Raw genomic sequence first — 10,410 nt, 5'->3', positions numbered from 1 at the left:
GGCGTCGACGGCCGGCCCGCTCGCTGTTGCCTCGGCGTCCGAGGTCGTGCCTGTCGCCGCGTGCACCTACACCGCGCTAGCTGATGCAACTGACCCCGTCTATGACCGCTCCGAGCGCGGTCTACCTCAGGCGGACTCGTCGTACACCGTTCCTGCAATTCAGGCGGCCGTCAACCGAGGGCCGCGCGACGCTTTGGCGCGTCTTGGTACCGTCGCCATTCTGAACCGCTACCCCACCAACTCCGCGGGGACGGCCCGCACCGGGAAGGGCAACGTTGCGTCGAAGGCGTCACTGCCCTTGACGACGGCCCGCTCGACATACCGGCCGTCGGATAGTTCGAGCACCGTGAGCTGTTCCTGCTCTGGATCAAAGATCCAGTACGACGCAACCCCGGCCTGCTCGTACAACCCACGCTTCAACAGCAGGTCCTTCGAGCGCGTAGCAGGCGCAAGAATCTCGACCGCAAGCATCAGCGGTTGTTCGATCGCTTTCGCTCCAACGTCCTCCCGCCGACAGACAAGCACATCCGGCTGCAGAGACCGCTGCCCGTTCGGCCGGAAATCAACCGGTGCCACGAAGACCATCAAGTGATGCGGGCAGGCCGCAAGCAGCCGGGAAGCGAGTTGGAGAACGGCCGTCTGGTGGATCGGCAGGGGAGCCGGCGTCACCAGCAATATTCCGTCCACGAGTTCGTACCGCATCCCGTCGTCCGGAAGAGCGTCCAGGTCCGCGAGCGTGAACTCGCCCGGCTCAAGTGTCTGCACGTGTCCCATGGTGCCTCCTCCTCGGTCACGCGACCAGCATTCCGGAATCCAGCTGACGGGCGCAGGGCTCTCCCACAGCTGCCCCTGGTTGCCCCGTCCCTTGATGCGCCGCGGTCAACTCACCACCTCGGCGGGCGTTAGACGGACGGGGAACGGGAGCGCGGCTTCGAAGAGTTCTTCGCCCTGGACGACGGTTTGGCAGACGTAGCGCTCGTCGGTCAGTTCGAGGATGGTCAGTTCTTGGCGGTCGGGGTCCAGGAGCCAATAGGAGGGAACAGCGTGCTGTTCGTAGAGGCCGCGCTTGAGGACGACGTCGGTCGTTCGGGTCGAGGGGGAGATGACCTCGACGGCGAGGAGTAGGCGGTCGGCATACTTCGGGCCTGCGTCCTCGCGGCGGCAGACCAGCAGATCCGGGCGGAGGGACAGCCGTCGGTGAGGGCGGAAGTCCAAGGAGCCGAAGGCGACGAGCTGGTCCGGCGGGCAGGCCTGTTTGAGGCGGACCATCAGGCCGATCACGGCGGCCTGGTGGATCGGTGCCTGAGCACCGGTCACCAGCAGGCGTCCGTCCGCCACCTCGTATCGCCGGCCGTCCCGCGGGAGCCCGTCCAGCTCCGCCGCCGAGAAGTCCTCCCGCCGCAGATTCCCCAGTTGCTCGATCATCAGACCAGCATCGCGGAAACGGCCGAACCCCCGCGGAAGTTATCCACATGGCGTTCGGCGGGCGATCGGGTTCTCCAGGGTTCCGGCGAACTGGAGGGAGTTCGCGACGTCGCTGAGATCGACCATGTTCTGGTTGTTGCGCAGTTGCAGCCGATTCAGGCAGGACAGCGCGAACTCTGGAGTGAAGATGTCGTACTTCGCGAACGCGTCCGCCAGTTCGGGTGTCGCCGCCTGGTAGTCGCGCACCGACGACGCGACGCCGGCCCAGAACTCCTCCGGCGTCAACAAGCCTTCAGCATCGAGCAGCGGCGAGAGGAACCTGAAGATGCAGTCGAACACGTCGGTGAGGATGGACAGCAGCTTCTCGTCATCTGGTACTTCGGCGCGCACCCGCTCGGCGTCGGCGGGTAGAACGGTGGCCGGGCTCAGTACGGCGATCTCCTCGCCGATGTCCTTCATGATCACCCGCACCGGCACGGCGTCTCGTAGTACGAGGATCAGGTTCTCGCCATGCGGCATGAAGACCACTTCGTAGGCGTAGAAGCAATGCAGCAGCGGCACCAGATATGCATCGAGGTAGGTCCGCAACCAGGCAGCAGGCTCCAGCCCCGACTGACGAATCAGTGCACCGGCAAGTGACTTCCCGTGCCGGTCCACGTGCAGCAGGCTCGCCATCGTGGCCAGCCGCTCGCCCGAATCCAAGGCAGGCACCGGGCTCTCGCGCCACAACGCGGCCAGCATCTTCCGGTACGGCGATCCCTTGTCCGTCGCGGCTTCGTAGTACGCGTTGTGATAGCCGATCGCGGCGATCTCCCGCAGTACCGAGAACCCATACCTCTTCAGCACCAGGTCGTTCTCGACCACGTCATACACCCAGTCGTTGATCGCCGGCGTCTTCTCCAGGTAGGTCGCCGACAGGCCGCGCATGAACCCCATGTTCAGCACCGACAGCGCGGTCTTCACATAGTTCCGCTCCGGGTGGGACCGGTTGAAGAAGGTGCGGATGGACTGCTGCGCCTGGTAGTCGTCGTCGCTCGTGCCGAGGTGGATGATGTGCCGCTGTGCGATGTCTGCGGCGAACGTGATCGACGTCTTGTTCTCCCACTGCCAGGGATGCACCGGCATCAGGTGGTAGTCGGCCGGCGCCTCGTCGGCGGCCACGATCCGCTCGGCGAAGCGCCGCAGTACGGATGCTCCGAGCTCGTCGCGCAGCAACTCGTCGTACGAGATCGCCTGGCTATGGGACACCGTCGCGCGGTCCCGCCGTACTGCGATCCACACCAGCCGGATGGGTCGTCCAGCCTCGGGCGCGAAGGCGCGGTAGTCCGCGACGCCGAACCCGAGCCGTCCGTTGTTCGCCACGAAGCACGGGTGGCCCTCGGTCATCGCGGACTCGATGGTCTGGAAGTCGGCGGCGGCCAGGTCGGCCGCGGTGAGCTCCGGCTTGGTCAGCTTGTACGCCGAGCTCGCCAGCGTGCTGCTGATTTCCTCCAGATAGACCGGCAGCATCTCCGCGTCGATCCCCAGCTCCGCGCGGAACTCCGTGATGAAGTCCAGTGCATCGACTGGCGCCGCCGAACCACTGCGGGTCCGGGTGATGCTTGCTGCGTCCACCTCCCAGTGGTTCAGCGGATAGAGCTTCGCCTCGAAGTAGTAGGCGCCGGCCTGGCTGGAGACGGTGTATCCATTGCCTGAGGCAACTGGTTCGATGAGTCGCTCGTGGAGGAACTCGGCGAGCGCCTTGCGCACGAGCGAGCGGTTGGCGACGGCCCAGTGGTCGGGCCGGAGATGTGCGGTCGCTTCGGTCATGGTCACCCTGCCTCGTTCAGTTGGACGGCGTCGGCGTACTGGTCGCGGGTGCAGAAGCTCAGCCAGGCCTGCTTGTCCGGCAACTGCACGATGCTGTGTTTGCGGAAGCCCATCCGTTGATTCAAGGCTTGGATTTTGGTGTTGCGGATGTCCGGCTCGACCACCACGCGATCCACGAGCGGATCGCTGAACAGGTAGTCGAGGATCGTCTCGAACACGGCCGTGGTGAACCCGGGCAACCGGTGCTCAGGCGGTGCCACCAAGACATGCATGCCGATGTCACCCGGCGCCGGGTCGTAGACGCCGCCCACCACGTCGTACGCGGGCTGGTAGCGCTCCATCAGGAAGGCCGGGCGGCCGTCGTACTCGCCGAGGAAGGCCTGGTGATGGCCGGTCTGCTCGATCCGCAGGTATTCGTCGCGGACCTCGGAGATCGACGCGGTCAGCATTCCCCAGTACTGGGCGTAGGGCTGGGTGACCCAGCCGTGCAGGGTGATCACGTCGCGGCCGAGGTCGAACGGCCGCAGGCTGAGTCGGGCACGGTTCATGGCGGATCTCCAGTTGCTGCACAGTTGGGCGGTCTGTTAGCTAAGGCTTACCTTAGTTGATCTGACAATGCGTTCAACCTGGCCCGTATCCCCACGGCTCGCCCATCCGTCGATAGGGGTATGACGGTTCAAGATGTTGCTGTGACGGATGCACTGGATCTCCCGGCGGTCCGGGCGGCGCGGCAGGCGCGCAAGGATTTCCTCGACCGGCTCGAGCCACTGCGTACGGATCTGTACGCGTACTGCCGGCGGCTGACCGGGAACGCCTTCGACGCTGAGGACCTGGTGCAGGAGTCGCTCGCCCGGGCGTTCAACCAGGCGGCCCAGGCGAACGCCCCGATCGAGAAACCCCGGGCCTGGCTCTTCTGCGTCGCCACGAACACGTACGTCGACAGCTACCGCAGGCAGCTCCCGCTGCCCACGGAGCTCCCGGAGCAGGCCGCGCCGGCTCCAGCTGATCCGGCAGAGGTACGTGATGCCTGGAGGGAACTGGTGACGCTACTACCGCCGCAGGAGCGAGCCGCGCTCGCGCTGAAGGACCTGTTCGGGTTCAGCCTCGCCGAGGCAGCCGACGTACTGCGTACGAGCACCGGCGCGGTGAAGGCCGCACTGCATCGGGGGAGGGGTCGCCTGGATGCACCAGACCGAGCTGCCTCACTCAAGGTCCGTGCGGAACCAGACCGGCGCCTACTGGACGCTGTCGCTGACGCTTTCACCGCGTACGACGTACCGCGGCTTACTGCGCTGCTGCTGGAGGACGCGGACAGCGAGATCCTCGGCATGCTGAACGAGTACGGCGCTGACGCCATCAGGCGGGGATCCATCGAGCACACCCTCGACCTGGGCAAGCCGTACCGCTATACGGCCGAGGTGGTCGAGCTGTGGGACGAGACGATATTGGTGATCCGGCTTGTCGACAGCAGCGGTCTGGCATCGGTCAACGACCTGATGCGGCTCGTCACCGAGGACGGCAAGATCCGCTCGATCCGCTGGTACTACTTCTCCCCGAACTTCCTGACCGAGGTCGCCGCAGAGCTGGGCGAACCGGTGATCCTGAACGGGCACCGCTACGAGTAACAGTCTCGCGGAGGATGCGACAGGTAATCCGTGCGGCTGATGCCCGCCTAGGGCAACCCGCCCTAGGTTGGATGGCATGTTGATCGCAGAGGACCTTCTGTTGTTGCTGTACGACGACGAGAGTGGCAAGCCGATCACCGGGAATCCGGGACTGGACTACTCGCTCGCGGGCGCCATGCTGATCGAGCTGACCCTGCTCGGCAAGGTTGACATCGCCGGAGCCGGCGATCACGTCAAGGAAGGTCGGCTGAAGGTGCTCGACACCTCGACGACCGGTGACGTGATCCTGGACGACCGGCTGGCGATGCTGGCCGGGAAGGCAGGTCAGAAGCCGAAGAACCTGATGGGCAAGCTGTCGAAGAAGCTGCGCGACCAGGTGCTCGCCCGGCTCGCCGAGCGCGGCATCCTCCAGGCCGACAAGGACAAGGTGCTCGGGCTGTTCCCGGTCACCCGCTGGCCGGCCAAGGACGCAAGGCACGAGGCCGAGGTGCGCTCCAAGCTGGAGAACGTGCTCAAGCTCGGCACCCAGCCGGATGAGCGCACCGCCGCGTTGATCGCGCTGCTGAGCGCGCTGAACGTCGTCCCGAAGGTCATCACAGACGCGGTCGACAAGAAGGCGCTGAAGCGGCGGGCCAAGGAGATCGCGGAGTCCGAGTGGGCAGCCGAAGCGGTCCGCAAGGCAGTCCAGGAGATGCAGTCCGCCATCACCGCCGCCATAGTCGTCAGTTCGAGCGCCGGCGCCACCGCCGGGTCCTGATGAACGCTGGGGTGCCGCAGCGCAGCACCCCAGCGGTGGTCATTCCGCGGTGCAGTTGGCCTTGCAGAGTTTGTCCATCAGACTCAGGTGGGCGCCTGGTTCCTCGGTGTCTACCTCGGCCGAGTAGTCGACCTGCCAGTCGCCCGCAGTCGTCTGCGCGGACGTCTTGCCGGTCTGCTGGCCGAACCACTCGGCGATCTGCGGGCCCTGGCTGATGTGCGCGAGCTCCAGCGCCTGCGGCAGCACCTTGGCGATCGCGGCCGACGCAGTCTCCACCGGACCGGTCGAGTGCAGTGACACGACGGGCGGCCTCGGGTGGTCGCCGGTGAGTACCCAGACCGCCGCGGGACCCGAAGTACAGATTGCGTACGTGCCGTCGTTGCTGCACTTGTAGCCGGCTCCGGACAGCCCGGCCACGACCTGGCTGGCGTTGATGCTCGGCAGCGCGGACGGTGTCTCGGCCGGCGTGGCGGTGGGTGTGTCCGCCGCACCAGGGGTCTGGTCGGAGGACGCCTTGTCCGACGAGGAGCAGGCTGTCGTACCGGTGAGCAGTGCGACGCTCACCACCACGACGCCCCAGCGGTTCAGACCGGCACCCCGATCGCCGCGTCGAGGGCGATGGTGATCATCTCGGAGAAGGTCGACTGGCGCTCCTCGGCGCTCGTCACCTCCTTGGTGATCAGATGGTCCGACACCGTCATGATGCCGAGCGCGCGACGGCCGAACTTGGCGGCCAGCGTGTAGAGCGCGGACGCCTCCATCTCGATCCCCAGGACGCCGTACTCGGCGGTGCGGGAGACCAGCTCCGGGCGGTCGTTGTAAAACAGGTCACCGGAGAACACCTGGCCGACGTGCACGTTCAGGCCCGCGGCCTCGGCGCCGTCGACGGCGGCGCGGAGCAGCTGGTAGTCGGCGGTCGGCGCGTAGTCGATGCCGTGGAAGCGCAGCCGGTTCATCTGCGAGTCGGTGCTGGCGGACATCGCCACGATCACGTCGCGCAGCTTCACCTTCTCGGTCAGCGCGCCACAGGTACCGACCCGGATCAGCGTCTGTACGTCATACTCGGCGAACAGCTCGTGGGCGTAGATCGCGGCCGACGCCTGACCCATGCCGGAGCCCTGCACGGAGATCTGCTCACCCTTGTAGGTGCCGGTGAAGCCGTACATGCTCCGGATCTCGGTGTAGCAGCTGACGTCGGACAGGTAGGTCTCGGCGATCCACTTGGCCCTCAGCGGATCCCCGGGGAACAGCACGCGCGGCGCGATCTGCCCCTTCTCGGCGGCGATGTGAATACTCATGGACGGGATGCTCTCACGGTTGCCGGTCGAGATAGTTTGAAGCAGTGACATATTCGATCACCCCTGGTTCCCTCGCGCTGTCCCGTGCCGTTCTAGACCGTGCTGCCGACCGGAGGCGGGACGAGGAGTGGCTTGAGAAGGCTTGGGCCGCGCCGGACACGCAGGTGGTGCTGGTCGCCGGCGACAAGCTGGCCGTGACGCCGGACCGGTCCTCGCTGAAAATGGTCCCGCCTGGAGCCGCGCCGGAGGGGCTGCGCATCTTCCTGGGGATCGACCGGGAGGCGGGCGCTGGGCAGAGCGCCGACGGCCGCGCGGTGTTCGCAGTACTGGTCGAGGACGAGCCGGACGAGAGCTACGCCGGGCTGCGCGAGATCGGCGGCGTACTGGACGACCGGGAGGCCGGGATCGCGGTCAACGTGATCGGGCTGGCCAACTGGCACGCAGTACACACGCACTGTGCCAACTGTGGCGCGCACACCGAGGTGGTTGATGCCGGGCACGTACGGCGTTGCCCCGAGTGTGGGCTGTCGCACTTCCCGCGGAGCGACCCGGCGATCATCGTGCTGGTGACGGACGACCAGGACCGGGCGCTGCTCGGCCGGAACCCGAACTGGCCGCCGGGGCGATACTCCACGCTGGCCGGCTTCGTGGAGCCGGGCGAGTCGCTGGAGGCCGCAGTACGGCGTGAGGTGTTCGAGGAGTCGGGGGTCGTCATCGGTGACGACGTGTACTACGCGGGTAGCCAGCCGTGGCCGATGCCTTCCTCGCTGATGCTCGGGTTCTACGCACGGGCGACCGGCTTCGAGATCGAGGTGGACGCGGACGAGATCGTCGACGCGCGCTGGTTCAGCCGGGACGCCCTCCGGGCGCTGGTCGATGCAGGCGACATAGCGCTGCCGGGCAACATCTCCATCTCGCGCCGCCTGATCGAAGGCTGGTACGGCGAAGAGCTGTCCGGCAGTTGGTGATCGACCGGCTCAGGCGGCGATCTTCTCGGCGACCTGGGCGAGCGACGGGTTCGTCATCGCGGTGCCGTCGGCGAAGACCAGGGTCGGCACGGTCTGGTTGCCGTTGTTGACCTTCTCGACGATCTTCGCGGCGTCCGGGACCTGCTCGATGTCGACCTCGGTGAACTCGATGCCGGCACGCTTCAACTGCCCTTTCAACCGGTGGCAGTAGCCGCACCAAGGTGTCGAGTACATCGTGAATGCCGCCATCGTGGCTCGCTCCGTCTCTGTTCAGGGCGGGCTCGCGACTCTGTCCGACGGCCCGTCTACTGTGGCTCTCGTTGTATCCGAACCGCTTTCCAGGTGGTGCTTGTTCCCGCATGTCTCAGCCAGTGAGCGATGTCACACAGATGGTCGCGAGTCGGTCCGCCGACTCGCTGCTCGAGGCGCTCGACCCCGAGCAGCGTGCCGTCGCGACGGCGCTGCACGGACCCGTCGTCGTGATGGCCGGAGCGGGCACCGGGAAGACCCGCGCGATCACCCACCGGATCGCGTACGGCGTTCGCACCGGCACCTACGACCCGGCCCGGGTGCTCGCGGTGACGTTCACCCAGCGGGCGGCGGGGGAGATGCGCGGGCGACTCGCCCAACTCGGTGCACACGGGGTGCAGGCGCGGACTTTCCACTCGGCGGCGTTGCGGCAGGCGAAGTGGTTCTGGCCGAAGGTGTACGGCGGTGAGCTACCGCCGATCATCGACCGGAAGTTCCCGCTGTTGACCGAGGCGGCCTCGCGCTGCCGGGTGCGAGTGGATACCCCCACCCTGCGTGACCTCGCCGGTGAGGTCGAGTGGGCGAAGGTGACCAACGTCCGGCCGGACGACTACGCACGCCTCGCGCCGCAGTCGGGACGAGCCCTGGCCGCCTTCGACCCGGCCACTGTCGCGCGGGTCTTCGCGGCGTACGAGGACGTCAAGACCGAGCGCGGCCGGATCGACCTGGAGGACGTGCTGCTCTGCGCGGTCGCGCTGCTCGCGGAGGACGAGCGGGTCGCCGCCGAGATCCGCCGGCAGTACAGGACGTTCGTCGTCGACGAATACCAGGACGTCAGCCCGTTGCAGCAGAGCCTGCTCGATCTGTGGCTCGGCGGTCGCGAGGACGTCTGTGTGGTCGGCGACCCCGCGCAGACCATCTACTCCTGGGCGGGCGCCGATCCGGAAAACCTGGTCCGCTTCGCGTCCCGGCATCCCTCGGCCGCGGTGATCAAACTGATCCGGGACTACCGCTCCACCCCGCAGATCGTGGACGTCGCGAACAAGGTCCTCGACGCCACCGGACCGGCCGGCCTGCCCGGACGCGTCACGCTACGCTCCCAACGCGAGTCGGGACCGTCGCCGACCTACCGCGAGTACCCCGACGAGGTCGCCGAGGCGGACGCGGTCGCCCGGGCCATCTCCCGCCTCCAAGACTCCGGTACTGCGTTACGCGACGTCGCCGTGTTGTTCCGCACCAACGCGCAGTCGGAGAACTTCGAGCAGGCCCTGGCCGAACGGAAGCTCCCGGCCGTGCTCAAGGGGGCCGAGCGGTTCTTCGAGCGGGCCGAGATCCGTCAGGCCGCGATGCTGCTGCGGGGCCAGGCGAAGGCGGGAGACACCTCGGACGACCTGGCCGAGACGGTCCGCGGGATCCTCGGCGGCGCCGGCTGGACCCAGGACCCGCCGGAGGGCAAGGGTGCGGTCCGGGATCGGTGGGAGTCGCTGAGCGCACTCGTCACGATGACGTCGGACTTCGCCGCGGCACATCCCGAGGCCGGGATCGTCGAGTTGATGGCTGAGCTGGACCGGCGTGCCTCGATCCAGCACGCGCCGCTCGCCGAGGGGGTCACCCTGGCGACGCTGCACACGGCCAAGGGGCTGGAGTGGGGCTGCGTGTTCATCGTCGGCGCCCACGAAGGCACCCTGCCGATCAGCTATGCCCAGACGCCCGCTCAGATCGAGGAGGAGCGGCGACTGTTCTATGTCGGCGTGACCCGGGCGAAGGACCAGCTGTCGATCAGCTGGTCGACGTCCCGCTCGCCGGGCGGCCGCGGCCAGCGCGGCCCCACCCGCTTCCTCGACCCGATCGGAGTCCGCACCTCCCGGATCACTGAGCGGGAGCCCTCCTCGCGGTCCGGCGCGCCGCGCGCGTCCCGCTCGGACAAGCCGATCCCGAAGTGCCGGGTCTGCGGCCGCGGCCTGACCGAAGCAGCCGCCCGGAAGCTGGGCCGCTGCGAGGACTGCCCCTCCTCGATGGACCAGAAGCTGTACGACGCCCTGTTCGCCTGGCGTGCCGAGCGGGCCGCCGAGGAGCGGATGCCGGCCTTCGTCATCTTCACGGACGCCACCCTGATCGCCATCGCCGAAACCCGCCCCACCGACGAGCGAGAACTTCTCCGCATCCCTGGCATCGGCCGCACCAAGATCACCAAGTACGCCGAGCCGGTTCTCAACATCTGCACCCGCTGACCCGGCTCCCGGACCCCCACCTCTGGGGGTACTAGGACCATTGGCCGA

General features: G+C 67.3%; 11 protein-coding genes. 4 read left to right on the top strand and 7 right to left on the bottom strand.

Translation table 11 applies throughout. The annotated features are described in order from the left end of the window. Nucleotides 1–228: 228 nt before the first annotated feature. The 4 genes from ABD210_RS28510 to ABD210_RS28495 form a co-directional block, all read right to left on the bottom strand. Complete coding sequence (locus ABD210_RS28510; RefSeq protein WP_344115556.1) at nt 229–774, bottom strand: Uma2 family endonuclease; 546 nt, start codon at nt 772–774, stop codon at nt 229–231. Nucleotides 775–879: 105 nt separating this feature from the next. Beyond that, nucleotides 880–1,425, bottom strand: a complete 546-nt coding sequence (locus ABD210_RS28505; RefSeq protein WP_344115555.1) for a Uma2 family endonuclease — start codon at nt 1,423–1,425, stop codon at nt 880–882. A gap of 39 nt (nt 1,426–1,464) precedes the next feature. Further along, a complete protein-coding gene (locus ABD210_RS28500) occupies nt 1,465–3,234 on the bottom strand; it encodes an IucA/IucC family protein (protein ID WP_344115553.1) in 1,770 nt (589 codons plus the stop codon). 2 nt (nt 3,235–3,236) lie between these two features. Beyond that, nucleotides 3,237–3,782 carry a GNAT family N-acetyltransferase gene (locus ABD210_RS28495; protein ID WP_344115551.1) on the bottom strand — a complete coding sequence of 182 codons (546 nt, stop codon included), beginning with the start codon at nt 3,780–3,782 and terminating at the stop codon, nt 3,237–3,239. A 141-nt stretch (nt 3,783–3,923) separates the two neighbouring features. On the opposite strand from ABD210_RS28495, the gene ABD210_RS28490 reads away from it, so the two are divergent. Continuing rightward, the gene (locus ABD210_RS28490; protein WP_344115549.1) at nt 3,924–4,859 is read left to right on the top strand and encodes a sigma-70 family RNA polymerase sigma factor; all 936 of its coding nucleotides are present in this window, start codon (nt 3,924–3,926) and stop codon (nt 4,857–4,859) included. A gap of 76 nt (nt 4,860–4,935) precedes the next feature. Then, nucleotides 4,936–5,616 (top strand): GOLPH3/VPS74 family protein, encoded by a 681-nt coding sequence (locus ABD210_RS28485; protein ID WP_344115547.1) that lies wholly within the window; start codon nt 4,936–4,938, stop codon nt 5,614–5,616. A 39-nt stretch (nt 5,617–5,655) separates the two neighbouring features. Here the strand turns inward: ABD210_RS28485 and ABD210_RS28480 are convergent, their stop codons facing one another. Beyond that, nucleotides 5,656–6,180: a hypothetical protein gene (locus ABD210_RS28480; RefSeq protein ID WP_344115546.1), complete on the bottom strand. Its 525-nt coding sequence runs from the start codon at nt 6,178–6,180 to the stop codon at nt 5,656–5,658. A gap of 20 nt (nt 6,181–6,200) precedes the next feature. Beyond that, nucleotides 6,201–6,914 (bottom strand): purine-nucleoside phosphorylase, encoded by a 714-nt coding sequence (gene deoD / locus ABD210_RS28475; protein WP_344115544.1) that lies wholly within the window; start codon nt 6,912–6,914, stop codon nt 6,201–6,203. 44 nt (nt 6,915–6,958) lie between these two features. On the opposite strand from deoD, the gene nudC reads away from it, so the two are divergent. Next, nucleotides 6,959–7,882 (top strand): NAD(+) diphosphatase, encoded by a 924-nt coding sequence (gene nudC, locus ABD210_RS28470; protein WP_344115542.1) that lies wholly within the window; start codon nt 6,959–6,961, stop codon nt 7,880–7,882. A 9-nt stretch (nt 7,883–7,891) separates the two neighbouring features. On the opposite strand, the gene ABD210_RS28465 is transcribed toward nudC, so the two are convergent. Then, nucleotides 7,892–8,131 carry a mycoredoxin gene (locus ABD210_RS28465; protein ID WP_344115540.1) on the bottom strand — a complete coding sequence of 80 codons (240 nt, stop codon included), beginning with the start codon at nt 8,129–8,131 and terminating at the stop codon, nt 7,892–7,894. Between the two features lie 110 nt (nt 8,132–8,241). Between ABD210_RS28465 and ABD210_RS28460 the strand changes: the two genes are divergently transcribed. After that, complete coding sequence (locus tag ABD210_RS28460; protein WP_344115539.1) at nt 8,242–10,362, top strand: ATP-dependent DNA helicase UvrD2; 2,121 nt, start codon at nt 8,242–8,244, stop codon at nt 10,360–10,362. Nucleotides 10,363–10,410 lie beyond the last annotated feature (48 nt).

Origin of the sequence: Kribbella alba (assembly GCF_039529635.1) — a bacterium.
Lineage (GTDB): Bacteria > Actinomycetota > Actinomycetes > Propionibacteriales > Kribbellaceae > Kribbella > Kribbella alba.
The sequence above is the reverse complement of the archived record's forward strand: the minus strand, read 5'-3'. Positions and strand labels throughout refer to the sequence as shown.

Coding starts and splice junctions, on each gene's coding strand:
- ABD210_RS28460 (WP_344115539.1), top strand. CDS start 8,242: ATGTCTCAGCCAGTGAGCGATGTCACACAGATGGTCGCGAGTCGGTCC.
- ABD210_RS28465 (WP_344115540.1), bottom strand. CDS start 8,131: ATGGCGGCATTCACGATGTACTCGACACCTTGGTGCGGCTACTGCCAC.
- ABD210_RS28505 (WP_344115555.1), bottom strand. CDS start 1,425: ATGATCGAGCAACTGGGGAATCTGCGGCGGGAGGACTTCTCGGCGGCG.
- ABD210_RS28485 (WP_344115547.1), top strand. CDS start 4,936: ATGTTGATCGCAGAGGACCTTCTGTTGTTGCTGTACGACGACGAGAGT.
- ABD210_RS28495 (WP_344115551.1), bottom strand. CDS start 3,782: ATGAACCGTGCCCGACTCAGCCTGCGGCCGTTCGACCTCGGCCGCGAC.
- ABD210_RS28510 (WP_344115556.1), bottom strand. CDS start 774: ATGGGACACGTGCAGACACTTGAGCCGGGCGAGTTCACGCTCGCGGAC.
- ABD210_RS28500 (WP_344115553.1), bottom strand. CDS start 3,234: ATGACCGAAGCGACCGCACATCTCCGGCCCGACCACTGGGCCGTCGCC.
- deoD (WP_344115544.1), bottom strand. CDS start 6,914: ATGAGTATTCACATCGCCGCCGAGAAGGGGCAGATCGCGCCGCGCGTG.